Origin of the sequence: Cupriavidus sp. P-10, from assembly GCF_003402535.2 — a bacterium.
Lineage (GTDB): Bacteria > Pseudomonadota > Gammaproteobacteria > Burkholderiales > Burkholderiaceae > Cupriavidus.
This window is the reverse complement of sequence record NZ_AP025170.1, coordinates 3,232,409-3,258,400: the sequence shown is the minus strand read 5'-3', so window position 1 is coordinate 3,258,400 and position 25,992 is coordinate 3,232,409. Positions and strand designations below refer to the sequence as shown.

Sequence of the window (25,992 nt, the reverse complement as noted above, 5' to 3'; positions counted from 1 at the left end):
GAGAGCGCTCATGCCAGCCATCGAGCCGGCCGCGCCGCGTGCGCGTGCCCTGACGTCAGCCGGCAACCTGCCGGCACTGGCCAGCATCCGCTTCCTGGCGGCGCTGACGGTGGTGCTGTGCCATTTCGGCCAGATCGGCCTGCTCGCGGTGCCGGCGTGGTTCGTGGCGGCTGCCGACGGCGGGCGCCCGGCGGTATCGCTGTTCTTCGTGCTGTCGGGCTTCGTGCTCGCCTACAACTATCGCGACAGCCTGGGCGGCCGCGGCACACGCGCCTTCTATGCGGCCCGCGTCGCGCGCATCTGGCCGGTGCTGCTGCTGTCGCTGCTGCCGGCGCTGGCCGTCACCGCGTGGCTGCTGCGCAGTGGCGACGCCGTGCTGCTGCGCGAATGGTACGGGCTGGCGCGGCCGGACCTGCCCATGCTGGCGGCAAGCCTGCTATGCCAGGTGCTGGCGCTGACCGCGTGGTTGCCGTTCGCCGGGCTGAACCAGCCCTGGAACGGGCCAGCCTGGAGCATCTCGTGCGAAGCCTTCTTCTATGCCGTGTTCCCGGCGCTGCTGGCCTGGGCCGCCGCGCGCGACAGCCGTGCGCTGCTGCGCTGGTGCGCCCTGCTGTGGCTGCTGCAGGGCGCGTGGATCGCGCTGGTGGAAGCCGCCATGCCGCCATCGCGCTCGGGCTTCCTGGTCGCGCAGTTCCCGCTGACGCACCTGTTCGAATTCGTGCTGGGCGTATGCGCCGCGCAATGGCATGCGCGCATGCCGCGCGCGGCGGATACCCGCCATCGCCTCGGCATCTTGCTGGTGGCCGCCGCGCTCGCACTGGTCGCGGTGCTGGCGGTGACGGCGCTCTCGCCGCCGGGTCGCTGGCCGGCCTTCTACCTGCGGGCGCCGGCATTCGGTGCGCTGATCCTGGGCCTGGCGCTGCTGCAGCGGCCCGTGCTCGGCCTGCTGCACCGGCGCTGGCTGGTGCGGCTGGGCGAAGCCAGCTTCTCGCTGTACCTGCTCCATGTGCCGCTGGGCCGGCTGGCGTGGCTGGCCGGCTGGCCGCGGGCGTACGGGTGGCTGGTGCTGGCGGCCGTGGTGGCGCTGAGCGTGCTGGTCTTCCTCTGGTACGAGGAACCGATGCGCCGCTGGCTGCGCCGGCGCCTGGCGCCCGTTTTGTCGGAGCCTGCCGGTGGGGCGCTGCCGGCCAGCGCGGTACGGGGCTAGGAGGCGGGCATGCGCAACCGCTTCATCACCCTCTGGATCTGGCTGGCACTGTGCCCGCTGGCGGTCGATTTCAAGAGCGTCGACGAGAACGGCAGCCGCATCACGCAGATCCTGCTGACGCTGCCGGCCATCGCCGGCACCATCGTGCTGGTGATGACCGCGCCCCGCTTTGCCGGCGGCAGCCAGTTGCGCAGCGCCGTCACCATCGCGCTGATGCTGACGGTGCCCGGCAGCCTGGTGCCGCAGCTGCTGCAGGGCAATGATTTCGGCAACTATTTGCGCGTGCTGCTGCCGTTCATGCTGATGCTGTTCGGCTACCTGGCCGCCTGCCGGCCGTGGCAGACGGACCGGCTGGTGCAGGTCGAGAAGGCCATGTTCACCGGCATGGTGATCTCGCTGCTGTTCAGCTTCGGCTATGGCATGGCCATCGGCGGCGGGCTGGAAACGGTGCGCTTCCGCATCGTGTCGGTGGTGTTCCTGGCGCTGCAGGGCCTGCTGCTGCACGAGTTCGTGATCGCGCGGCGCTTTTCGAAGCTGACGCTGCTGCTGTTCCTGCTGTCGGTGGCGATCGAGCTGCTCAGCGTGACGCGCAGCCTGCTGGTCGGCACCGCCATGCTGTTCTGCCTGGCGACGTGGCTGGGGGCGCCGTCGCTGCGCCAGTTGCTCAAGTCGGTGGCGCGCGCGATGGTGATCACGGTCGCGCTGATCGGCGGCACCGTGGTGATCGGCTCGGCATTGTTCCCGAGCGTGGCCGCGCACTGGGAGCAGCGCATCTCGGCCGCCAAGGCAACGGCCTCGGGCATCGATCCCACCACCGCGACGCGGCTGGCAGAGATCAAGGACCAGATGGACCAGGTCACCGCCAGCACGGTCTCGCTGCTGCTTGGCAAGGGCTTCGGCCACAACTACCGCTACTCGCCCGACTACCTGACGGCCCTGTCGGGCCAGATGAGCGAGAAGGAGTTCTACGCCATCAACGAATGGGCCGCCGGCCACAACTTCTGGGTCTACCAGCTCTTCGCCGGCGGCGTGGTGTTCGGGCTGGCGCTGCCGTTCGCGGTGCTGTTCGCACTGTGGCGCGGGGCGGTGATCTACCGGCGCTGGCGCCGTCATGCCCCGGATGCGCCCTACCTGCCGGTGCTGGGGCGCGCGCTGATGGTGCTGGCGGCATTGCCGGCCACCTCGATCGGCGGCAACCCGCTGGGCCCGCGCTACTCCGGCCTGGTGTACGGCGTGGCGCTGGGCCTGCTGGTGGGCTCGTGCATGCGGCTGCAGCGCCTGGGGGTGCGTCGCGGGACGCCGGCGGCTGCCCGCGCACCGGCGACGCAGCCGGCCACGCCGCAGCCACCCCGGCCGCCCCGGCTGCCGGTCTCGCTGCCGGTCTTGCCACCCGCCCGCGCGGCCGCCCCGTCGGCGCCGCGCCTCACCCTGCAAGGACCCCGTCCATGAAGATCCTGCAACTGCTGCCATCGCTCGATCCGCGCCAGGGCGGGCCTGCCGAGTGCGTGCGCCAGAGCGCCGCCGCGCTGGCCGCGCAGGGCCATCGCGTCGAGATCCTGACGCTCGATGCGCCCGATGCGCCGTGGCTGCTACAAACCGGCCTCGCCGTCCATGCGTTGGGGCCGGCGCGTGGCGGCTACCGCTATTGCCCGGCGCTGGTGCCCTGGCTGCGTGCGCATGCGCGGGGCTTCGCCGCGGTCATCGTCAACGGGCTCTGGCAGCACCACGGCTTCGCGACATGGCAGGCGCTGCGCGACAGCGGGGTGCCGTACTTCGTCTTTCCGCACGGGATGCTAGATCCGTGGTTTCGCCGCGCGTATCCGCTCAAGCACCTGAAGAAGTGGCTGTACTGGCCGTGGGCGGAATACCGCGTCCTGCGCGACGCGCGCGCGGTGCTGTTCACCGCGGAGGAAGAGCGCCGGCGCGCGCGCGAATCCTTCTGGCTGTATCGCGCCAACGAACGCGTGGTCAGCTTCGGCACCAGCGTGCCGCCGCCGGCGCATGCGGCCGACGGCGGCAGCCTGGCCGAGCGCTTCCTCACGGCGTACCCGTCGCTGCGCGGCAAGCGCCTGGTTCTCTTCCTGGGCCGCCTGCACCCGAAGAAGGGCTGCGACCTGCTGATCGACGCGTTCGCATGCGAAGCCGCGCAAGTGCCGGCCGCGCACCTGGTGATGGCCGGGCCCGACAGCGCGGGCTGGGCCGCCGCACTGCGCGAACAGGCCGCCGCGCGCGGCATCGCGGACCGCATCACCTGGCCGGGCATGTTGCGTGACGAGATGAAGTGGGGCGCCTTTCGCGCCAGCGAGGTGTTCGTGCTGCCCTCGCACCAGGAGAACTTTGGCATCGCTGTCGCCGAGGCGCTCGGTTGCGGCCTGCCGGCGCTGCTGTCGACGCAGGTGAACATCTGGCGCGAGGTGGCACAGGGCGGCGCGGGCATGGGAGCGCCAGACACCGTGGATGGCACGGCGGGGATGCTGCGAGCCTGGTTCGCCCTGGCACCGGCCCAGCATGCGCGTATGCGGGCCCGCGCGCACGCGGTATTTGCGCGGCATTTCACCGTGGAAGCGATGGCGGCGGACCTGCTTCGGGTGGTGCAGGCGACAGGCGTTGAAGAAAAAAGATAAGGAGGGCAGGCGCAGCAAGTGATGGTCTTGACGGGGGCTCGCGCACGTCCGCTTCGGGTGTGCAAGGCAAGGGCAAAAAGGGGAGCGACGCTATGTTTGTCGATGCAAGGCAAATCGAACAGAACACGACAATACGCACTACCGTGTGCATCGTGGGCGCGGGAGTCGCGGGCATCACGCTGGCGCTGCAGATGCAGCGCATGGGTATCGATGCCTGCGTGCTGGAAAGCGGCGGCTACAAGCCGGACGAAGACACCCGGGATTTGTACCGGGGTGAAAACGCCGGGCTGCCCTACACCTTCGCGGACGGCAGTCGCAGCCGCTACCTCGGGGGCAGCAGCAACTGCTGGGGTGGCTGGTGCAGGCCGCTGGACCCGTGGGACCTGGAGCGCCGCGAGTGGGTGCCGCACAGCGGCTGGCCGTTCGGGCTCGATGAACTCAGGCCCTACTACGCGCGCACCCATGAGCTGCTGCGGCTGGGGCCTGACAACTTCGAGCCCGCGTGGTGGGAACAGGCCATCGGCCGCGCCGACGTGCGGCGGCTGCCGCTGAGCGGCGCCAACATCCGCGACACCATCTCGCAGTTCAGCCCGCCGGCGCGCCTGGGCAAGCTGTACCGCGACACGCTTGCCGCCGCCGGCCGCGTCAAGGTGCTCCTCTACGCCAACGTGACCGCCATCGAAACCGATGCGAACGCCGGCGCGGTGACCCACCTGTCGGTCGCCACGCTCAGCGGCAAGCGCTTCCGCGTGGTGGCGCAGCGCTTCGTGCTGGCCGCAGGCGGCATCGAGAACGCGCGCCTGATGCTGGCCTCGAACCGCGCCAGCCCGGCGGGCCTGGGCAATGCCAATGACCTGGTCGGACGCTACTTCATGGACCATCCGCGGCTGATGTCGGGCTGGGTGCATTTCAGCAAGGCGTGGTCGCGCAACAAGCTCTACGACATCAAGTACCACTACCAGAACCCGGCGGTCAGCGCGCATGGCACCCGGATCTCGTCGCAGTTCGCGCTGCGCCCGGAGGTGCTCGCGCGCGAGCGGCTGCTCAATGCGCGGGTCTGGTTCTTCTCGATGTTCTATGGCGAGGGCAGCGCCGGCGCCGAGGCGCTGATCCGCGCCAAGCAGGCGCTGCTGCGCAAGGACCAGCCTGGCTACCGCGTCGGCCGCGACCTGCTCACCATGGCCAGGCACCCGTTGGATACCGTTGGTTTTGGCCTGACGCGGCTGCTGCAGCCGCGTGCGCTGATCTCGGGTGTGCGCATGCAGGCCATCGTCGAGGCTGCGCCCGATCCCGAGAGCCGCGTGACGCTGTCGCAGCAGCGTGATCGGCTGGGCATGCCGCGCGTACGCGTGAACTGGCGCGTCGGCAGCCTGGTGCAGCGCACCTTCGACCGCACCTTCGGGCTGCTGGCGGACGAGTTGGAGCGCACCGGCGTGGCCCGCGTCACGCTCGATCCGCCCACCGAGGGCCAGCCGTGGCCGGCGTCGCTGGAAGGGACCTGGCACCACATGGGCACCACCCGCATGCATGACTCGCCCAGGCAGGGCGTGGTCGACCGCAACTGCCGCGTGCACGGCATCGGCAACCTGTATGTGGCCGGCAGTTCCGTGTTCCCGACCGTGGGCGCCAACTTTCCCACCATCACTATCGCGGCGCTGGCGCTGCGGCTGAGCGAACACCTGGCGCGCACCCTCGGCGACACGGCGCGCGCCGCCGGCGTGGCGCCGGCGGCCGGCACGCCGGCCCAGGGTGAAGCGCATGCGCTGGCGGCACCGGACGCACTGGAAGGAGAACCCTCATGAGCTATCGGATCGTGATCGCAGGCCTGTTTGCGAGTGCGCTGGCGGCGTGCTCGTGGGCGCCCGGACCGGCGCTGGACGGGAGCCGGCTGGATGACAACCTGCGCGCCAAGACCGGCACGCAGACCTACCCGGTGCAATTGATCACTGCCGACGTGATCCGCGCGCAGATCGACGCCGTGCTCGCGTCGAACAGCCAGGTATCGCCGGCGCGCGGCACGGACCTGCGCACCAGCATCGAACGCTACGAGTACCTGGTTGGCCCGCAGGACGTGCTGGGCGTGACCGTGCTGTTCAACCCGCAGCTCAGCTCGACCGCGCCGGCCGCGCCCGCTGCCGCCCAGATGATGCCGACCGAGGCAGCGCAGCCGCAGCTGCCGCTGGACCAGAACGGGTTCCGCGTCTCGCGCAGCGGCGAGCTGTTCTATCCGCCGGTGGGCGTGCTCAGGGTCGGCGGGCGCACCATCGAGGAAGTGCGCAGGATGATCACGCGCGGGCTGGAGCGCGACCTGCGCGATCCCCGTGTCGACGTACGCGTGATCGCCTATCGCCACGGCCGTGTCGACGTGACCGGCCTGGTGCGCAATCCGGGCTCGATCCCGGTTACCGATGTGCCACTGACGATGATCAACGCGGTGGCGCGCACCGGCGGCACCATGCCCGAGGCTGACGTGCAGAAGGTGCGCCTGACGCGAGGCAGCGAGGTCTATGAACTGGACCTGGAAGCGCTGATTGACCGCCGCAACGGCTTCAGCGACTTCCTGCTGCAGGCGGGCGACATCGTCAACGTTCCCGACCGGCTGGGCAGCCGCATCTTCATCCTCGGCGAAGTGGCCAAGCCCACCTCGATGCTGATGAACCGCGGCCGCCTGACGCTGGCCGATGCGCTGGCCGGCGTCAACAGCATCGACGTGCGCTACGCCGACCCGCGCCAGATCTTCATCATCCGCGGCATGCGCGACAGCCCCACCACGCCCGAGGTGTTCCGCCTCGACATGAGCCAGGTCGATGCGCTGCTGCTGTCGACGCAGTTCCGGCTCGAACCGCTCGATGTGGTCTACGTCGGGACCTCGGATGCGGTGCGCTTCAACCGCGTGCTTGAGCAGATCACGCCGACGATCCAGACGCTGTTCTTCACCAAGGAGCTGTCGCGCTGAGCCCATACGCAGCATTGCAAAACATACCGCGGGCGCGCGCCAACGGCGCGCAGCACCGCGGACCGAGGAAATCATCGTCAAGGCAGAACGGGGAGTTGACATGGAGAGCCAATTTTCACGGCCGGAGTGCAACTATGTGCTGGCCGCGCTGTTGCAGGAGGGCTGCCATCCGCTGGCGGCACAACTGGAGCTGGTCAAGCTGCGCGCCGGCCAGATGCTGAGCGAGGCGGGGCAGCGCATCCACCACGTGCATTTCCCGACGACCGCGGTGGTGTCGATGCTGGCCGTGTCCGAGTCGGGCGCGGGGATTGAAGTGGCGGTGGTCGGCAAGGAAGGGCTGGTGGGCATGCCGATCCTGACCGGTGGCGACTCGATGCCGTATCGGGTGGAAGTACGCTGCACCGGGCTGGCCTACCGTATCCCGGCCGCGCTGATGCGGCATGCCTTCATGCAATCGGCCGCCATGCGCCGTGCCAGCCTGCTTTACGTGCAGGCGCTGCTGACGCAGGTGGCGCAGGTCGCGGTCTGCAATCGCCACCATCCGCTGAGCGACCAGGTGTGCCGCTGGCTGCTGCTCACGCTGGAGCGCATGCATTCGCGCGAGTTGCTGAGTACCCAGCAGGGTATCGCCGACCGGCTTGGCGTGCGCCGCGAAGGCGTGGCCGCCGCGGTCGGCCGCATGCAGGAGCTTGGCCTGCTTGCCACCAGCCGGGGCCGCATTGTCGTGCTCGACCGCGCCCGGCTGGAAGCGATGGGATGCGAATGCTACCGCGTGATCCGGCAGGAGTACGCCCGCTTGCTGCCGCCGCCGGCGGGGCATACCGCTGCCATCGAGGCGGCGCACGGCCACCAGTCAGTCCATGCCGACCACGCTGTCACGCTGGGGAGCTGCGTATGAATGCCCATGTCCATGACGCGCATGCCGGCATGGCGGCGGTACGCGGCGCGATGCCGCTGCGCGCGCAGGCTGGCTGGATCACGGCCGCCACGGTGGCGGCCGTGCTGGCGGGTGCGCTCTATGCAGCGTCGTTGCCACCGCGCTACCGGGCCGACGTACTCATCGGCGCGCCGCGCGGCGAGGCCATGCCCTGGCAGGCGCAGCGGCCTGGCGCGCAGAACGGTGCGGGGCTCGACACCGGCATGCTGGCCAGCCGCACGGTGCTGGCGCCGGTGGTGCACGATCACGGGCTCGACATCGAAGCGGCGCCGCGGCGCCTTCCGCTGCTGGCCACGCTGTGGTCGTGGCTGGCGCAGCCCGCCGGCGACGGAATGTTGCCGGCGCCACTGCCGGCATTGGCGTCATACGGCTGGGGTGGCGAGCGCGTGTCGGTGGCCGCGCTGACGGTGCCTGAGGCGCTGGTCGACCGGCCCTTGCGCCTGGTTGCGCTGGGCGGACAGCGTTATCGCCTTGAGGCGCCCGACGGGCAGACGTTGCTGGAAGGCCAGTCGGGTACGCCGGCGCATCGCGGCGCGGTCTCGCTGCAGTTGTCCGTGCTGGTGGCGCGCGCCGGCACGCAGTTCACGCTGGTGCGGCGCGATGGCGCCGCGGCGGCTGCCGCGCTGGCCGAGGCATTGCGCATCGAGCCATCCGGCGAAGCCGTCCGGATCGCATGGCGCGACACCGATCCGCAGCGCGCCAGCGCAGTAGTGAATGCGATCGCCGCTTCGTACGCCCACGTGCTCGCGCATCAGCGCCAGGAACAGGCAGGGCGCATGCTGGATTTCATCACCACAGAACTGCCGCGCGTGCGGGCCGAGCTGGAGCAGGCCGAAGGCGCGCTGGCGCGCCACCGCGCGCGCGCCGGCACACTGCTGCCCAGCCAGGATGCGCAGTCCTACCTGCACGGCAGCATCGAATACCAGCGGCAGATCTCGGCATTGCGGCTCCAGCGCGCGCGGCTGTTGCGGAACTACACGCCGGAGAACCAGGAGGTGCGTGCCATCGACGACCAGATCGAGCAGTTGCGCAACGACCGCCGCAGCCTCGACGGCCGCCTGCAAGGGCTGTCCGAAGCCGAGCGCGACCAGGTCTCGCTGACGCGCGATGTCAAGGTCGCCGAGGACGCCTACATGTCGCTGCGCGGGCAGGCGCAGCGCCTGGCGCTGGCGCGTGCCGACGGCGGCAGCGAAGCGCTGCTGCTCGATGCGGCGACACCGTCGGTGGCTCCCGCTGGCCCGCCGCGTGCGCTGGTCGCCGCGGCGGCGGGCGCGGCGGGCCTGTTGCTGGCACTGGCCGTGGCCATGCTGCGCCAGCGCCGCGCCGCGCAGCTGGCGTCCGCCGGCACCATCGAGGCCGGGCTGGCGCTGCCGGTGATCTGCGAGGTGATGTTCAGCGACGAGCAGCGCCGGCTCGGGCAGCGCGCGCGCTCAGCGGAGGGCACGGGTGGGACGGCGGCAGCGGGGGCAAGGCCCGCCGGCGAGGTCACGGTCGTGGCGCCGCTGCGCGGCGGCGCCGAAGCCGGCCATGCCGGCCACGACCGGTTCCTGCTGGCCTGCCAGCATCCGGACGTGCTGGCGGTGGAAGGGCTGCGCATGCTGCGCGGGGCCCTGCAGCTGGGCCTGGCGCCCCATGGCCGGCGCGTGGTCGCGCTGACCAGCGCCCGCGCCGGCGAAGGCAAGACCTTCACCGCGGCGAACCTGGCCGTACTGGCCGCCGACGCGGGGCTGCGCGTGCTGCTCATCGACGCCGACCTGCGGCGTGGTTCGTTGGCCGGCTGGTTCGGCATGGATGGCGCAGATTGCGGTGTGGGCCTTGCCGATGTGCTGGCCGGCAACGCCACCCTGTGCGAGGCGACATGTCGCACCGCGGTATCCGGCCTGTGGCTGCTTGGCGCCGGCACGCTGCCCGCCAACCCGTCTGAGCTGCTCAGCCAGCCGCGCCTGCGCGGGATCCTGGCCGAGGCCGAGTCGCGCTTCGACCTGGTGCTGGTCGACACGCCGCCGGTGCTGGCCGTGGCCGACGCCATGCTGGTCTGCCACCTCGCCGGCGCGACGCTGCTGCTGATGCGCGCGCTGGAAACCCCGCAGTCGGTCGCCGCGCAGGCGCTGAGCCAGCTCGGGCGCTGCGGCGCGGTGGTGGTCGGTGGCGTCGTCAACGGCGTGTCGCCGCGCCATGACAAGGCGCGCGTGGCCGATACGCGCGCCTTGCTGCGCGGCAGCGCGGGCCGCGTGCCCTTGCCGGCGCTGCCCGCGTGGCAAGAGAGCCCGCAGGACAAAGACAGCACGAAAGACAGCAAGGCGCGCATGCACGGCGGCATGCAACACAACATGAAAAAGCGCCCGCGGGTCGCGGCGCTGGGAGGAGGGCGTCCATGAGACATCGGCTGGCGTGGTGCGCCACCTGCTTGCTGGCGGCGGTGCTGCTGGTCGGCACCCAGATCCCCGGCCGCATGCGCGACACGCTGGAGCGCAGCCTGCACGCGCCGTTCCCGCTGTCGTCGCTGGCGCATTTTCTGCTGTTCACAGCGATGGCATGGCTGCTGGCATCGCGCCTGATCGCGTGGCCGGCGCGGCGCATCGGTGCTGTATTGCTGGGGCTGGCGTTGTTGACCGAAGGGCTGCAGGTGTTTGCCATCAACCGTCATCCGCGCTGGCTCGATGTCGGCATCGACATGGCAGGCTTCCTCGCTGGCACGATGCTGGCGGCGTGGCTTTCGGGATGGCTGTCGCAGCGGCGTGCGCTGCCGCACGGCGCCGGCTCGGAACCCGCACGCTGATGCGGCGCTTGCGGCATGCGCCCCGATGCAATGGCGCAGCGCCTTTGCTAGAGTGAGCGGATCGCAACTCCGTCGCCGGCTGCGTGGCGACCCGACCGCATGCAACCCTCCCCGATCGCCGGCGCGCTGCCGGAACGCCGCGCGCAGCGCCAGGCGCTGGCGGCGTGGCGCGACCAATGCCGGCTAGACGCCGGCGCGGCAGCGCCGGCCTGGCGCGCTACCGAGCCTCATCCGGCCGACTGGCTGCGCTGGCTCGACCGCGCCTTGCTCGCACTCGGCACCGTGCTGCTATGTGCGGGCGTGGTCGTGTTCTTTGCCTTCAACTGGCAAGAGCTGCACAAGTTCAGCAAATTCGGCCTGCTGGCCGCCGCGGTGACGCTGCTGGCGGCCTTTGCCTGGTTTCGCGCGCCCGGCGACATGGCCGGCCGCGCCGCGCTGGGCGGCGCGCAGGCCCTGTCCGGCGTGCTGCTGGCAGTGATCGGCCAGACCTATCAGACCGGCGCCGACGCCTGGCAGCTGTTCGCGCTGTGGGCGCTGCTGGCGGGGCCGTGGGCACTGGCGGCGCGCGCGGCGCCGCACTGGTGGCTGGTGCTGGTGGTCGGCAACGTGGCGCTGCTGCGCTACTTCAGCATCCGCTTCGGCATGGATGGCCTGTTCGCGCTGCTGTTCGACAGCCGCTACCTGCGCACCGCCACGCTGGCCTTGCTGGGGGCGGTGCTGCTGCAACTGGCGCTGTGGCACTTGCTGGTGGCCCGCGCGCCCGGGCTGGGCTTCCGGGGACAGACCGGCAGCCGCTTGCTGGCGGCGCTGGCGTGCGTGCTGGCCGGCTCGCTGGGTCTGACCAGCTTGCTGGACAAACGCTTCGATGGCGCGTCATTCGTGCTTGCGGTGGCCGTGCTGGCCGGGCTGGCGTGGTGGTACCGGCAACGCGCCTTCGACATCGTCGTGCTGAGCCTGACCTGCCTGACGGGTATCTTGCTGGTGGTGGCCGGACTCGGCAAGCTGCTGTTCGAGGGCAAGGGCGACTTCGGCGCATTCCTGCTGCTCGGGCTGGTCACCATCGGGCTTGCCGCTGGCGCGGCGGCGTGGCTGATGCGCGCCTATCGTTCCCAACTGGAGCAGGCATGAGCACCACCTTGCAGACCGAACAACGGCTCTGGCGGGAACTGGCCGCGCGCGGAGCGGTGCAGGGCGAATGCCCGGAACACAGCCATGCGCCGTGGGCGGTGCGCTGCCTGATGGGCGCGGCCGGCTGGCTTGGCGCCTTGTTTTTCCAGATGTTCCTGGTCGGAACGGTGTTCGTGGCCGCGCGCGAGAACGGTGTCGCCATGGCCGTGACCGGCCTTGCCATGATCGCGCTGGCCGCCTTGCTGTTCTGGCGTGGCGGCGGCATCGCAACGAGCCAGTTCGCGCTGGCGGTCAGCTTGTGCGGGCAGGGGATGGCGGTGTATGGATTGGTCGAGGCGCTCGGCTTTACGCGCGTGACCGAGACCGCCGGGTTCTGGGCCGGCATCGCGCTGTTCGAAGGCGCGCTGGTCTTGCTGGTGCCCAACCGGCTGCACCGGCTGCTGTCAGGGCTTGGCATCTGGATCGGGCTGGCGGGCGCCGTGCATCTCGGACTGCCGCACGAGGCCGCCAATGACTGGCTGGCGCTGACGTGGTCGTTCGGCTGGCTGGCGCCGCTGGGCTGCGCGTTGGTGACCGGCTTCACGCTGGCCGAAGCGCGCGTGTGCGCGGCAGGGCGGCATGCACTGCTGGAGCCGCTCGCCGATGCCACGCTGCTGGCCGCGCTCGCCATGGCGCTGGTAGTGACCGGGATGAGCCATCCGATGGCCTGGCTGTTCGATCCGGAGGCGGGCCACCTGTCGGTCGCGCACTGGGTCGGGGGCGCGCTGCTGACGCTGGTGCTGGCCGGCTTTGCCCTGGCGGAAGGCCGCCGGCTCGCGGTCGGTCCCGCCATGCAGGCGGCCGTGCTGGCCGGCACGCTCGCCTTTGGCGCGCTGATGGCCGCGGCGCCCGCCGTCGTGGCCGGTGCGCTCGCGCTGGGGCTGGCCCTGCGCCGGGCCTCCCTGGCCTGGATGGGCCTGGGCGTCGCCGCCATTGCCATCGGCTTTATCTGGTACTACAGCGCGCTTCACTGGACGCTGCTGGCCAAGTCGGTCACGCTGGCCGCGGCGGGGGTGCTGTTGCTGGCCGGGCGATACTGGCTGCTGCACGGCCGCACTGGCAAGGAGTTCGCATGAAACGCTGGATCCTGATCGCGTGGGCACTGACCCTGACGCTGGCCGCCGTTGGCATCGCCGGCAAGGAAACGCTGCTGGCACGCGGCGACACCGTCTTGCTGCGGCTCGCGCCGGTCGATCCGCGCTCTCTGATGCAGGGCGACTACATGGCGCTGAATTTCGACATCGGCAACCAGATCCGCACGGCACAGGGGCCGGCGGAGCGCCCGCCGCGCGACGGCGTGGCCGTGATCCGGCGCGACGCACAGGGCGTGGCCAGCTTCGTGCGGCTGCATGACGGCGGCCAGCTGGGCGTGGGCGAGCAGTTGCTGCGCTTCCAGGCGGCGCGATCGCGCTGGGGCGGGGCGCAGGTGCAGGTGTCGACCGATGCGTATTTCTTCCAGGAAGGGCAGGGCGAGCGCTTCGCCCGGGCCATGTTTGGAGAGTTCCGCGTGGGGGCGGATGGCCAGGCGCTGCTGGTGGGGCTGCGGGGGAAGGAGATGGAGAAGCTGTGAGGCGGCGATTGTTTCCCAGCGCACGCCAGAAAACAAGAAACCCGCGAGACCGCCGGGTTTCTTGTCGTCGGGGGCAGGCTCAGACGTTGAACAGGAAGTTCAGCACATCCCCATCTTTCACCACGTATTCCTTGCCTTCCGCGCGCATCTTGCCGGCTTCCTTGGCGCCGGTCTCGCCCTTGAACGTGATGTAGTCGTCGAAGGCGATGGTCTGCGCACGGATAAAGCCGCGCTCGAAGTCGGTGTGGATCACGCCGGCCGCCTTGGGCGCGGTGTCGCCGACGTGGATGGTCCAGGCGCGCACTTCCTTCACGCCCGCGGTGAAGTAGGTCTGCAGGCCCAGCAGCTTGAAGCCGGCGCGGATCACGCGGTCCAGGCCCGGTTCTTCCATGCCCAGGTCGGCCAGGAATTCGGCCTTGTCGGCGTCGTCCAGGTCGGCAATCTCGGCTTCGATGGCGGCGCACACGGCCACCACCGGCGAATTGGTCTGCTTGGCGTACTCGCGCACCGCGTCCAGGTGCGGGTTGTTCTCGAAGCCGTCTTCACGCACGTTGGCGACGTACATGGTCGGCTTGGCCGTGATCAGGCAGAACGGGCGGATGGCATCCCATTCTTCCGGGGCCAGGTCGAGCGTGCGCACGGCCTTGGCCTGGTCGAGCACGGCTTGCGCCTTTTCCAGCACGCCAACCAGCCGCAGCGCTTCCTTGTCGCCAGCGCGGGCCGGCTTGATGTAGCGGGCCAGGGCCTTTTCCACGGTGGCCAGGTCGGCCAGCGCGAGTTCGGTGTTGATGACCTCGATGTCCGACAGCGGGTCGACCTTGCCGACCACGTGGATCACGTTGTCGTCTTCGAAGCAGCGCACCACGTGGGTGATGGCGTCGGTTTCACGGATGTTGGCCAGGAACTGGTTGCCCAGGCCTTCGCCCTTGGAGGCGCCCGCCACCAGGCCGGCGATGTCGACGAACTCGACGGTGGCCGGCAGGATGCGCTCAGGCTTGACGATCTCGGCCAGCTTGCCGAGCCTCGAATCCGGCACTTCGACCACGCCGACATTGGGCTCGATCGTGCAGAACGGATAGTTTTCGGCGGCGATGCCGGCCTTGGTCAGGGCATTGAACAGCGTGGACTTGCCGACGTTGGGCAGGCCGACGATGCCGCATTTGAGGCTCATGGTCTTGTCTTAGGAAAATCAAGGGTTTGCAGGATGCGGTCCGGAGCCGGTCGGGCTGGCGACGGGCACTGGGCGCGCCAGTCGCGGGACTGCATCGGACGAGACAAACACGTCACATCGAGCGCCGCTCGACGGCTGTACGGGGTCTGCCACGAAAAACGGCAATTGTAACCCTATCGGGACTGCGGGTTGCTGGCGGGGTGGGCGATTTGCGGGCGATTTGCGGGCGATTTGCACCGTATGCAAAAACAAGACGGCCAGGAAGTCATCCTGGCCGTTGCGTGAGCGCCGCTTGCGCTCAATCGAGATTCACGACGTTCATGCGCCGTCCGTGAACTGATCCCGCTTATCCGTGGCCTTGGCGCCGTCCGTAAACATGTCGCGCCTGTCGATTACCCTGTCGCCATCCAGGAACACGTCCCGCCGGTCAGTTACGCGTGCTCCATCCGAATACACATCGAACTTGGAGATCTTGGCGCCATCGGAATAAACGTCCCGCGGGCCAGTCGTGCCTCCAAAAGCCGATCCCCCTGCAACCGCGAAACCCACCGCGGCAATCCAAAGCGCCTTCTTCATTGTTCCACCTCCCTTCAGGTGGTTCGTCCCCGGGTCAGAAACATTTCGTTTCAATATAGGCTGTGTGTTTCCGAACTCGGTTCTATGCACCGATTGATTTGTCATAAGCCTAATGACCTGAAGAAATAATGAACGCCCGTACGTCCCGCCCGGAGGCCCCCGGAGTGACGTGGCTATAATCCAGCCATGACCCGATCCCACGCGTCCGCGCGCAGCTCTGCGCGCAATTCCTCCGCTTTCCAGGTTGCCGTCGTCGGTGGCGGCATCGTCGGCAAGTCCTGCGCCTTGTTGCTGGCCCAGCAGGGCATGGACGTGGCGCTGGTGGCGCCGAAGCCGCCCCGCGGCGTCGGCCGCGTGCCGGCCGCCGGGCCGCAGGACTGGGACAGCCGTATCTATGCGTTTTCCGCCAGCTCGCACGCGCTGCTGGAACAGATGCGCGTGTGGGAGGCGCTGGATCCGTCGCGTATCCAGCCGGTGCGCGACATGCGTGTCTTTGGCGACGTCAGCGCCGCCGAGACCACGCCCAGCGTGGACGGCGACCTCCATTTCTCCGCCTACGCCGCCGCGGTGCCGCAACTGGCATGGATCATCGAATCCAGCCATGTCGAGCGTGCGCTCGACACCGCGCTCGGCTTCCAGCACCAGGTGACCTGGCACGACGGCACCGCCAGCGTATGCGAGCGCGATCCCGAAGGCATCACGCTGACGCTGGACAACGGCAGCAAGCTGCGCACGGCGCTGGCGATCGGCGCCGACGGCGCGCGCTCGTGGCTGCGCCAGCAGTGCCATATCGGCGTCAGCACGCGCAAGTACCGCCAGCTTGGCGTGGTCGCCAACTTTGCCTGCGAGCGTCCGCACCACGAGACCGCCTGGCAGTGGTTCCTGGGTGCGCCGGAAAAGCTGATGGCCGACGAGGAGCCCGCCAATGGCGAGGTGCTGGCGCTGCTGCCGCTTCCTGGCAACCATGTGTCGATGGTCTGGTCGGCCGACGAAGCGCACGCGCGCGACCTGCTGGGGCTGTCGCCCGAGGCGCTCGCCGCCACCGTGATGCAGGGCGCCGCCGGCGCGGTCGGCAGCCAGTTCGGCACGCTGCGCTGCGTGACACCGGCGCAGGGCTTCCCGCTGGTGCTGCAGCGCGCCGACCAGTTCGTGCAGCCGCACGTGGCGCTGGTCGGCGACGCCGCGCACGTGGTGCACCCGCTGGCGGGGCAGGGCATGAACCTGGGCCTGCGCGATGTCGCGGAACTTGGCCGCGTGATGGCCGACAAAGAACCTTTCCGCAGCGAGGGCGACCTGCGCCTGCTGCGCCGCTACGAGCGCGCGCGCGCTACCGACCTGCTGTCGCTGACCGCGGCCACCGACGGGCTGCACCGGCTGTTCTCGCTGCCCGGCGGCGTGGCCCGCGTGGTGCGCAACACCGGCATGCGCGCGGTGGGTGGCCAGCCGCTGCTCAAACGTTTCCTGATCGGGCGCGCGCTCGGCTGACGCCGCCGCGCCCCGAACGAACATCGAATACCCCCTGGAGTCCACATGTTTCCATTTCTGCGCCGCCACCCTGTCCGCAGCGCCGCCGTCACCGCTGTCGTTGGCGGACTGGCCGCGGCCGGCTTTGCCCTGCATGCCATGGCGGCTGGCGAACCCGGTACCGACCGCATCAAGGAGTCGCTGCAGAAGGTGCTGGGCGGCCGTGCCGAGGTAAAGAGCATCACCAAGACCCCGGTGCCGGGCCTGTTCGAGGCCAATATCGGCGGGCAGGTGGTCTATACCGACAGCACCGGCCGCTACATCCTCAACGGCGAGATGATCGACACCCGCACCGGCACTAACCTGACCGAGGAGCGGATGGCCGAGATCAACCGCATCAAGTGGTCGGACCTGCCGCTGGCGCGCGCGATCAAGTGGAGCAAGGGCGACGGCAGCCGCCAGATCGCGGTGTTCTCCGATCCCAACTGCGGCTACTGCAAGCGCATCGAGCAGACCTTCCAGCAGATGGACAACATCACCGTGTACACCTTCCTGTACCCGGTGCTGTCGCCGGACTCAGAGACCAAGGCCAAGCAGGTCTGGTGCGCGGCCGACCGTACCAAGGCGTGGCGCGACTGGATGCTCAAGCATGTGGCGTTGACCGGCAACGGCAGCTGCCAGACGCCGCTGCAGGAGAACCTGGCGCTGGGCCAGAGCATGAATGTCACCGGCACGCCGGCGGTGTTCTTCATGGACGGCACCCGCATCCCGGGCGCGGCCGATGTGGCCACGCTGGAGAAGAAGCTCGCCAGCATCAAGAAATAAGCGCGCGCCGGACCTGACCCGGCTCGATCGACGGCCGGACTTGTCCGGCCGTCCTGCTTTTCGCTTTCCATCATTTCCAGGCGATCGCCGCCAGGCGACAAGGAGACACCATGACGTTCCAGGCATTGCTGCTGACCCAGGCCGACGGCGCCACCCAGGCCAATCTGGCCACGCTTGACGAAGCGCAGCTGCCCGCCGGGGGCAATGTGCTGGTGGCGGTGGACTATTCCACCATCAACTTCAAGGACGGCCTGGCGATCACGGGCCGCTCGCCGGTGGTGCGCAAGTGGCCGATGGTGGCGGGCATCGACGGCGCCGGTACGGTGCTGGAATCGACCAACCCGCGCTGGCACGCCGGCGACAAGGTGGTGCTGAACGGCTACGGCGTGGGCGAGACCCACTGGGGCTGCCTGGCGCAGCGCGCGCGGCTGAAGGGCGACTGGCTGGTGCGCCTGCCCGATGCCTTTACCACGCGCCAGGCCATGGCAATCGGCACCGCCGGCTATACCGCGATGCTGTCGGTGCTGGCGCTGGAGCGCGGCGGCGTCAACGGCCCGGTGCGGCCGGGCGATGGCGAGGTGCTGGTGACCGGCGCCTCCGGCGGGGTGGGCTCGGTCGCGATCTCGGTGCTGAGCAAGCTGGGCTACAAGGTGGTGGCGTCGACCGGCAAGACCAGCGAGGCGGATTTCCTGAAGGCACTGGGCGCCGCCGAGGTCATCGATCGCGCCGAGCTGGGCGTGCCCGGCAAGCCGCTGCAGAAGGAACGCTGGGCCGCGGTGGTGGATTCGGTCGGCTCGCATACCCTGGTCAATGCGTGTGCGCAGGTGCGCTACGGCGGCGTGGTGACGGCATGCGGGCTGGCGCAGGGGATGGACTTCCCGGCCTCGGTGGCGCCGTTCATCCTGCGCGGCGTGACGCTGCACGGCATCGACAGCGTGATGGCGGCGATGCCGCTGCGCGAGCGCGCCTGGCAGCGGCTGGCGAGCGACCTGGAGCCGGATCGCCTGAACGCGATCACGCGCGAGATCGGCCTGGCCGAGGCGATCGAAGCGGGCCGCAGGATCGTGGAAGGCGGCATGCGCGGTCGCGTGGTGGTCGACGTCAATCGCGCCTGACCGGCGCCTTGCAGCGGTATTGCTGTCCCGGGCGCCGGCGTTGCCAGCGGGCGCCGACGTTACAATCCTGCCCATGACGCCGATCCGCTACGCCATCGCCCCGCTTGCGCCTGAGGCGCACCTGTTTGCCGTCACCGTCACGGTGAGCGAGCCCGATCCCGCCGGGCAGCGCTTTACGCTGCCCGCGTGGATCCCGGGCAGCTACATGATCCGCGACTTCGCCCGCCATATCGTGCGCATCCGCGCCGATGCCGGCGGCCGCGAAGTCCCGCTGACCAAACTCGACAAGCAGGGCTGGCAGGCCGCGCCGGTGAGCCTGTCGGATGGCCCGCTGACACTGAGCTACGAAGTCTATGCCTGGGACCTGTCGGTGCGCGCCGCGCACCTGGACGCCACCCATGGCTTCTTCAACGGCAGTTCGGTGTTCCTGTGCGTCGAAGGCCAGGCCGAGCGGCCTTGCACCGTCGATATCCACGCCCCGGAAGGCGAGGCTTACCGCGGCTGGCGCGTTGCCACCGCAATGCCGGAAGCGCCGGGCCGCGACGGCGCGAAGCGCTACGGCTTTGGCCGCTACCAGGTTTCCGACTACGACGAGCTGGTCGACCACCCGGTGGAAATGGGCAATTTCCAGCTCGCCAGCTTCCGCGCCTGCGGCGCGCAGCACGACGTGGTCTTCACTGGCCGCGTGCCCAACCTCGATATCGAGCGCGTGTGCCGCGACCTCAAGCGCATCTGCGAAACCCAGATCCGCCTGTTCGAACCCCGCGGCGCCGAGGCGCCGTTCCTGGACAGCAACCGCCGCTACGTCTTCATGACGATGGTGACCACCGACGGCTATGGCGGCCTCGAGCACCGCGCCAGCACCGCGCTGATGTGCGGGCGCAACGACCTGCCGGCGCGCGGCGACAGCGACACCAGCGAGGGTTACCGCACCTTCCTGGGCCTGTGCAGCCACGAATATTTCCACACCTGGAACGTCAAGCGCATCAAGCCCGCCGCGTTCGTGCCATACCGGCTGGCCGAGGAAACCTACACGCCGCTGCTGTGGCTGTTCGAGGGCTTCACCAGCTACTACGACGACCTGGTGCTGGTGCGCTCGGGCTGCGTGACCGAGGCGCAGTACGTGGAGATGCTGGGCAAGACCTGGAACGGCGTGCTGCGCGGCAACGGCCGCACCAAGCAGAGCGTGGCCGAAAGCTCGTTCGACGCCTGGACCAAGTACTACCGCCAGGACGAGAACGCGCCCAACGCCATCGTCAGCTACTACACCAAGGGCTCGCTGGTGGCGCTGGCGCTGGACCTGACCATCCGCGCCAAGTCGCGCGGACGCCGCTCGCTCGACGATGTCATGCGCGCGCTGTGGCGCCGCTACGGGCGCGGCTTCTATGCGCCCGGGGCGATGCAGCGCGGCGTGACCGAGCCCGAGGTCTATGCGCTGTTCGACGAAGTGACCGGCCTGAAGCTGGGCGGCCTGCTGCGCTCGCTGACCGAGGGCACGGGCGAACTGCCGCTGGCGGCGCTGTTCAGGGACTTCGGCGTCAAGGCCGAGGCGCAGAAGCCGTCGCGCACCGCGGCGCTGGGCATCAAGGTCAAGACCGACGACGGCTGGGTACGCGTCACGCAGGTGCTGGACGGCGGCGCGGCGCAGGCCGCGGGCCTGTCGGCCGGCGACCTGCTGGTAGCCATCGACGGCCTGCGCGTGGCGCCCGGCCAGGTCGACAAGCTGCTGGGACGCTACCGCACCGGCGACCGCATCGACCTGCACGCCTTCCGCCGCGACGAGCTGCAGGTGCTGCCGGTCACGCTGGCGCGCGAGCCCGCGGCGCAGTTCAAGGTCAAGCTGGCGGACGGGCGGCATGCGGCGCGTTCGCGCTGGCTGGGCCAGTGACGTAGCGCAGCCATCCCCATAACCTAAGCCACAGCCTGGCCACAGCCCCGGCCGCTCCGCCGCATGCAATACGCGCACGACCCCCGCACCTTCCTGTATTCGCACTACGTGTACCGGGGGCTGCGCTCGGCCACCGGGGTGATCGGCGCGACGCTGATCGCGCTGCATTTCTCCGACCTGCCCACCGCGATGGTGGTGTCGATGGGCGCGCTGTGCACCAGCCTGATGGACCTGCCCAGCCCGCTGAGTCACAAGTTCAACGAGATGCTGGCGAGCGTGCTGCTGTGCAGCGCGGTGACGCTGGTGGTGGCGCTGACCACGCCGTTCCCGCGGGTGATGCCGTTCGTGCTGGTGCTGGTGACGTTCCTCGCCGCCATGATGACGGTGTATGGCAACAAGACCTTGCCGCTGCAGTTCGCCGCGCTGTTCGTGATGACGCTCACGATCAACGAGGACTTCGTGGTCGAGCGCGCGATGGTGCATGCGGCGCAGTTCAGTGCCGGCGCGGTGGCCTATCTCGGCTACGCGATGCTGGTGAGCTGGCTGACCGAGCGCCGCACCAGGCAGCAGGTGCTGGCCGAGTCGCTGTACGAGCTGGCCGGCTACCTCGAGATCAAGGCCGGCTTCTACGATGCCGGCAACGACTACGAAGCCCGGTTCAACCAGCTGGTGCGCCAGCAGATCGTGGTGGCCGAGCGCCAGCAGGCGGCGCGCGACCTGGTGCTGCGCGGCAACCGCACGCCGCATGACGGGCTGCTGGTGCAGGTGCACCTGCGCATGCTCGACCTGTACGAGTACGTGCTGTCCACCAACACCGACTACCCGCTGCTGCGCCAGACCTTCGGCGGCACGCCGGTGCTGGACCACCTGCGCGGGCTGGTGGTGCTGATGTGCAAGGACGTGGAAGAGATCGCCTACGAGGTCACGCGCGGGCGCGGCTCCTACGCGACGGTGGAATACCGCGAAGGCCTGCGCGCGGTCGAGGCCGAGATCGCGCAGCTGCGCCACCACCACATCAATCCGGCCGCAATGACCGCGCTGGCCGAGACGCTCGACATGATCCGCGGCGCGATCACGCTGATCGGCCAGCTGCATGAGGCTTCGCGCACGCCGGTGGAGCCGGCCAAGGTGCTGCCGGGCAGCGACATGACGCCGTTCCTGACGCGCCAGAAGTATGAGTTTGGCGTGCTGCGCGACAACCTGCACTGGCGCTCGCCGGCGTTCCGCTTTGCCCTGCGCATGTCGATGGCGGTGGCGCTGGGGCTGTGGATCACCAACCACCTGCCGTATGTGTCGCACAGCTACTGGATCCTGCTGACCATCATCGTCATCCTGAAGCCCAACTTCAGCATGACCAAGCAGCGCTACAACGACCGCGTGATCGGCACGCTGATCGGCTGCGTGGTGGCGGTGGGAATCCTGAAAGTGGTAGACGAACCGCTGGTGCTGCTGGGCGTGCTGTTCCTGTCGCTGGTGGCGAGCGCCGCGTTCGTGACCATCAAGTACCGCTACACCGCGATTGCGGCCTGCATCCAGGTGCTCATCCAGATCAACCTGCTGATGCCGGGCAGCCCGACGGTGGCGGGCGAGCGGCTGGTCGATACGGTGATCGGCGGCATCATCGCCTCGCTGTTCAGCTTTGTGCTGCCGAGCTGGGAATACCGCGCCATCCCCAAGCTGGTGGAGAACGTGCTGCAGGCCAACCGCCGCTATATCGCCGCCACGCGCGACCTGCTGCTGCGCCGGGCCAAGGACGACTTTGCCTACCGCGTGCAGCGCAAGCAATTCATGGATGCCCTGTCCGCGCTGATCGGGTCGTTCCAGCGCATGCTGGACGAGCCCAAGAGCCGGCATCGCGCGGTGGACAACCTGAACCGCTTTATCGTGCAGAACTACCTGGTGGCAGCGCACGTGGCGGCGGCGCGGATCCAGGTGCGGCAGCACTACGATGAGCTGGATATCCCCGCCGCCGAGGCGGCCATCGAGCAGGCAACCGAAGCGGCTCGCAACAGCCTCCAGCTCGCCAGCGAGCAGCTGCATGCCGATGAGCGGGGCGGCGGGCGCGGAGCGGGCTTTGTCCGCCGCGAGCGCGCCCCGGTCGTGGCCGAAGCGCAGGCACCGCTGGCGGTAGCGGCAGGGCCGGTGCTGGCCGATGCCACCGATGCCACCGATGCCACCGATGCCACCGATGCCACCGAAGCCGCGGAGGATGCGGCGGCCGAGCGGCGCGCGCGCCTGGCGGACTCGGCGGACAAGCGCCGCACCGACACGCTGGTGCAGGCTGCCGCTGCGGGTGAGTCGAGCGAGCATGCCGGACCGACTTCCAGTTCCACGGGCCGTCCCGCCAACGCGGTGCTGGAGCGCCGGCTGCGCGCGCTGCGCGAGGATGCGGCCAAGATCGCGCTGCGTACGGGGGCGATCGGCCGCGCGATGCGGGCGCGCGACTGAACCGGGTTCAGCCGGCGGCGCCTTCTGCCGGCATCTCGTCCTCAGGTAAGGTCAGCATCCCGCTGTTATAACTGTACTCAAAGATCTCCCCGTACCGCCCCCACCCAATCGCCACGCTCAGCACGCGCTCGGCCTCGGCCGGCTTCAGGAACTGCTCCAGCTCATTGAGCACCTGTTCCTCGCCGATCTCGCCCGCTTCGCTCGCCACCAGCTCGCGCCGGATATGCGCGGCCAGCGCGACGTTGGCGAGCAACTGCCGGCCAAAGATCGCCTTGCGCTGCTGCGGTTCGGCCGCATAGTAAGCGCGGCCTGCCTCGGTGGCGGCGATATCGCCGGCCTCGATCGACACCAGCCGGACCAGCTGCAATGCCTCGCACGCGGGCAGCAGGTCGTCGTCGGTCAGGCCGGCTTCGTCGGCCAGGTGCGGCAGGTCGGCGCGGCAGTGGAAGGGCGCCTCGCACAGCAGGTCGAGGATGGCTTCCATCTGGCTGATATCGGCGTCCGGCAGCCGGTAGCCGATCTGGCGCGCGGGTGCCTGCGCCGGCAGGCGCGCCTCGGCGGCGGGCGCGGTCATCAGCGCGTAGATCTCGTCGACCAGCGCGCGCACCTGCACGCTGTCGCGGTTGCGCGGGCGCGGCAGCGTGACCGGGACCTCGGCGCGGATCCGGCCGGGATCGCTCGACAGGATCACGATGCGGTCGGCCATCATCACCGCCTCTTCGATGTTGTGCGACACGATCAGGATGCTGCGGATATTGGCGCGGCCGCTTTCCCACAGCGCCAGCATCTCGTCGCGCAGTGTCTCGCCGGTCAGCACGTCCAGCGCGGAGAAGGCTTCGTCCATCAGCAGCAGGTCGGGCTCGGTCACGAGCGCGCGCGCAATGCCCACGCGTTGGCGCATGCCGCCCGACAGCTCGCGCGGCAGCGCGCTGTTGAAGCCGGCCAGCCCGATCATGTCGATCGCGGCCTCGGCGCGGCGCTCACGCTCGGCCCTGGGCACGCCTTGCGCTTCCAGGCCCAGCTCGACGTTCTGCTGCACCGTCAGCCACGGGAACAGCGCGAACGACTGGAACACCATGGCGATGCCCTCGGCGGTGCCTGCAAGGCGTTCGCCGCGGAAGCGCACCTCGCCCCGGTCGGCGCCGACCAGCCCGGCCATGATGCGCAGCAGCGTCGACTTGCCCGAGCCCGACTTGCCCAGCATGGCGACGATCTCGCCCTCGCGCAGCGTCAGGTCGACGCCTTCGAGCACGGCGCGGTCGCTCTGGCTGGCGGTGCGGAAGATCTTGCCGACGCCGCGCAACTCGATCACGGCAGCCGCGGTGGTGGGTTGGGTGTTCTCTGCCATCGTTGCCTTACAAGCGGGTGCGCTCTTGCGCGAGTTGGTACAGGCGGTTCCACAGCAGCCGGTTGAAGCCGACCACGAACAACGCCATCACGCCGATGCCCAGCGCGATGCGCGGGAAGTCGCCGCGCGCGGTGGTCTCGGCGATATAGCTGCCGAGCCCGGTGGCGACGATGGTGCGGTCGCCCCAGGTCACGTACTCGGACACGATGCTGGCATTCCACGAGCCGCCGGCGGCAGTGACCAGCCCGGTCAGCAGGCTGGGGAATACCGCCGGGATCAGGAAGCGCTTCCACAACAGCCAGCCGCGCAGCCCGAAGTTGCGTGCCGCCAGCTTCAGCTCGGTGGGGATGCCTGAAGCGCCAGCCACCACGTTGAACAGGATGTACCACTGCGTGCCGAAGATCAGCAGCGGGCTCAGCCAGATCTCGGGGTTCAGCCCGAAGCGCGCAATCAGCATCACCGCCAGCGGGAACATCAGGTTGGCCGGAAACGCGGCCAGGAACTGCGCCACCGGCTGCGCGACTCGCGCGAGGTCGGGGTTCAGGCCGATGCGGATGCCGATCGGCACCCACACCAGCGCCGCCAGCGCGATCAGCACCACCACGCGCACCATGGTGATAGTGCCCAGCCACAGCACGTGCGCCACTTCGGCCCAGCCGACTTCGCTGTGGACGAAATAGCCGATGCGCACCAGCGCCGCCAGCGCCACCAGCACGATCAGCGCGTCACGCGCGCGTCCCCACCACTGCGCGCGGCGCGGATCGGCAGGCTGTGCGGGGGCATGTGAGCGCCCGCGCGCGCCCCACGCCAGCGTGCGCGAGGCCAGCGCCGCGGCCTGCGCCAGCAGTGCGCCGACCCACGCCGAGCGCCGCAGCAGGTCCAGCAGCCATGACTGCGGCAGCTTGTCCTGCGCCAGCGTTTCGAAGCGGAAGCGGTCGGCCCAGGCTACCAGCGGGCGGAACAGCAGCTGGTCGTACAGCAGGATGCCGACCAGCATGGCCAGGATCGCCCAGCCGATCGCGGCCAGGTCCTGCTGCTGGATCGCCAGCGCGATATAGGAGCCGATACCGGGCAGGCGGATATCGTGGCCCGACACCGAGATCGCCTCGGCCGCGACCACGAAGAACCAGCCGCCCGACATCGACATCATCATGTTCCACAGCAGGCCCGGCATCGCGAACGGCACTTCCAGCCGCCAGAAACGCTGCCATGGCGAGAGCCGGAACATGGCAGCGGCCTCCAGCAGGTCGCCCGGGATGGTGCGGAACGACTGGTACAGGCTGAACGCCATGTTCCACGCCTGCGAGGTGAAGATGGCGAAGATCGCCGCGCATTCCACGCCGGCGATATTGCCGGGGAACAGTGCGATAAAGCCCGTCACCGTGATCGACAGGAAGCCCAGCACCGGGATCGACTGCAGGATATCCAGCGCCGGCACCAGTACCTTCTCGGCGGTGCGGCTCTTCGACGCCAGCGCGGCGAACGCCAGCGAGAACAGCAGCGACGCCGCCAGCGCCGCCAGCATGCGGATGCTGGTGCGCATCAGGTAGTACGGCAGGTAGGCCACGTCCAGGTGCACCGCCAGTTGCCGGTCGGGGTGGAACGGGGCATTCATCTGCTGCGCGGCGAACGCGACCATCACGATCACGGCCAGGATGATCGGCAGCAGTGCCAGGTCGAAGCGGTTGGGCGGCGCGCGCAGCAGCTGGCTGTCGAAGCCAGGCGCGGGCGGGTCCGCGCGGCGGTTGGCGGGTGGCATCATGGCGCTTCTCGGGCTGTATCGAGCTTGGAGGCACAGGCTTGTGGCCTGCCCCTGGTTCGCGGCCCCGGCGGACAACGGCAATGCCCGCATGCCGCCGGCTTCACGCTGATCACGCCGGGCGGCGCGCATCCCTTTGTAACGCCCGGCATGGCGGT

General features: G+C 69.5%; 20 protein-coding genes. 16 read left to right on the top strand and 4 right to left on the bottom strand.

The genetic code is table 11. The features are described 5' to 3' along the window. Positions 1–10: 10 nt before the first annotated feature. From CTP10_RS14985 to CTP10_RS14935, 11 genes are all read left to right on the top strand, one after another. Positions 11–1,207 (top strand): acyltransferase family protein, encoded by a 1,197-nt coding sequence (locus CTP10_RS14985; RefSeq protein ID WP_116320220.1) that lies wholly within the window; start codon positions 11–13, stop codon positions 1,205–1,207. A 9-nt stretch (positions 1,208–1,216) separates the two neighbouring features. Then, positions 1,217–2,656, top strand: a complete 1,440-nt coding sequence (locus tag CTP10_RS14980) for a hypothetical protein (protein WP_116320218.1) — start codon at positions 1,217–1,219, stop codon at positions 2,654–2,656. After that, positions 2,653–3,831, top strand: a complete 1,179-nt coding sequence (locus CTP10_RS14975) for a glycosyltransferase (protein WP_116320217.1) — start codon at positions 2,653–2,655, stop codon at positions 3,829–3,831. The genes CTP10_RS14980 and CTP10_RS14975 overlap by 4 nt, the downstream gene beginning before the upstream one ends. Before the next feature lie 92 nt (positions 3,832–3,923). Further along, a complete protein-coding gene (locus CTP10_RS14970) occupies positions 3,924–5,633 on the top strand; it encodes an FAD-dependent oxidoreductase (RefSeq protein WP_116320215.1) in 1,710 nt (569 codons plus the stop codon). Continuing rightward, positions 5,630–6,787 carry a polysaccharide biosynthesis/export family protein gene (locus CTP10_RS14965; protein ID WP_116320213.1) on the top strand — a complete coding sequence of 386 codons (1,158 nt, stop codon included), beginning with the start codon at positions 5,630–5,632 and terminating at the stop codon, positions 6,785–6,787. Before CTP10_RS14970 ends, CTP10_RS14965 begins: the two co-directional genes overlap by 4 nt. A 100-nt stretch (positions 6,788–6,887) precedes the next feature. Continuing rightward, positions 6,888–7,685, top strand: a complete 798-nt coding sequence (locus CTP10_RS14960) for a Crp/Fnr family transcriptional regulator (protein ID WP_116320212.1) — start codon at positions 6,888–6,890, stop codon at positions 7,683–7,685. Beyond that, positions 7,682–10,102, top strand: coding sequence for a polysaccharide biosynthesis tyrosine autokinase (locus CTP10_RS14955; protein WP_158577672.1), 2,421 nt, complete (start codon positions 7,682–7,684; stop codon positions 10,100–10,102). Before CTP10_RS14960 ends, CTP10_RS14955 begins: the two co-directional genes overlap by 4 nt. After that, the gene (locus CTP10_RS14950; RefSeq protein ID WP_147316214.1) at positions 10,099–10,503 is read left to right on the top strand and encodes a VanZ family protein; all 405 of its coding nucleotides are present in this window, start codon (positions 10,099–10,101) and stop codon (positions 10,501–10,503) included. Before CTP10_RS14955 ends, CTP10_RS14950 begins: the two co-directional genes overlap by 4 nt. A 99-nt stretch (positions 10,504–10,602) precedes the next feature. Next, positions 10,603–11,631, top strand: a complete 1,029-nt coding sequence (locus tag CTP10_RS14945; protein ID WP_116320207.1) for a DUF2157 domain-containing protein — start codon at positions 10,603–10,605, stop codon at positions 11,629–11,631. Next, positions 11,628–12,746: a DUF4401 domain-containing protein gene (locus CTP10_RS14940; protein WP_116320206.1), complete on the top strand. Its 1,119-nt coding sequence runs from the start codon at positions 11,628–11,630 to the stop codon at positions 12,744–12,746. The genes CTP10_RS14945 and CTP10_RS14940 overlap by 4 nt, the downstream gene beginning before the upstream one ends. Then, positions 12,743–13,240, top strand: coding sequence for a GDYXXLXY domain-containing protein (locus CTP10_RS14935; protein WP_116320204.1), 498 nt, complete (start codon positions 12,743–12,745; stop codon positions 13,238–13,240). Before CTP10_RS14940 ends, CTP10_RS14935 begins: the two co-directional genes overlap by 4 nt. Before the next feature lie 79 nt (positions 13,241–13,319). Here CTP10_RS14935 and ychF read toward each other — a convergent pair whose 3' ends face one another. Continuing rightward, entirely contained in the window at positions 13,320–14,411 is a 1,092-nt protein-coding gene (gene ychF, locus CTP10_RS14930) for a redox-regulated ATPase YchF (protein ID WP_116320202.1), read from the bottom strand. A 318-nt stretch (positions 14,412–14,729) separates the two neighbouring features. Then, positions 14,730–14,987 (bottom strand): hypothetical protein, encoded by a 258-nt coding sequence (locus CTP10_RS14925; RefSeq protein ID WP_116320200.1) that lies wholly within the window; start codon positions 14,985–14,987, stop codon positions 14,730–14,732. A gap of 186 nt (positions 14,988–15,173) precedes the next feature. On the opposite strand from CTP10_RS14925, the gene CTP10_RS14920 reads away from it, so the two are divergent. From CTP10_RS14920 to CTP10_RS14900, 5 genes are all read left to right on the top strand, one after another. After that, positions 15,174–16,472 carry a UbiH/UbiF family hydroxylase gene (locus CTP10_RS14920; protein WP_116320199.1) on the top strand — a complete coding sequence of 433 codons (1,299 nt, stop codon included), beginning with the start codon at positions 15,174–15,176 and terminating at the stop codon, positions 16,470–16,472. A 45-nt stretch (positions 16,473–16,517) separates the two neighbouring features. Next, positions 16,518–17,276, top strand: a complete 759-nt coding sequence (locus CTP10_RS14915) for a DsbC family protein (RefSeq protein ID WP_116320197.1) — start codon at positions 16,518–16,520, stop codon at positions 17,274–17,276. A 110-nt stretch (positions 17,277–17,386) separates the two neighbouring features. Beyond that, on the top strand, positions 17,387–18,391 hold the full coding sequence (gene acuI / locus CTP10_RS14910) for an acrylyl-CoA reductase (NADPH) (RefSeq protein ID WP_116320195.1): 1,005 nt from the start codon (positions 17,387–17,389) through the stop codon (positions 18,389–18,391). A gap of 73 nt (positions 18,392–18,464) precedes the next feature. After that, positions 18,465–20,279 (top strand): M61 family metallopeptidase, encoded by a 1,815-nt coding sequence (locus CTP10_RS14905; protein ID WP_116320194.1) that lies wholly within the window; start codon positions 18,465–18,467, stop codon positions 20,277–20,279. A 63-nt stretch (positions 20,280–20,342) separates the two neighbouring features. After that, positions 20,343–22,727 carry an FUSC family protein gene (locus CTP10_RS14900; protein ID WP_116320192.1) on the top strand — a complete coding sequence of 795 codons (2,385 nt, stop codon included), beginning with the start codon at positions 20,343–20,345 and terminating at the stop codon, positions 22,725–22,727. A gap of 7 nt (positions 22,728–22,734) precedes the next feature. Here CTP10_RS14900 and CTP10_RS14895 read toward each other — a convergent pair whose 3' ends face one another. Next, positions 22,735–24,075, bottom strand: coding sequence for an ABC transporter ATP-binding protein (locus CTP10_RS14895; protein ID WP_116320190.1), 1,341 nt, complete (start codon positions 24,073–24,075; stop codon positions 22,735–22,737). Between the two features lie 7 nt (positions 24,076–24,082). Continuing rightward, the gene (locus CTP10_RS14890) at positions 24,083–25,837 is read right to left on the bottom strand and encodes an ABC transporter permease (RefSeq protein WP_199414604.1); all 1,755 of its coding nucleotides are present in this window, start codon (positions 25,835–25,837) and stop codon (positions 24,083–24,085) included. Between the last annotated feature and the right edge of the window lie 155 nt (positions 25,838–25,992).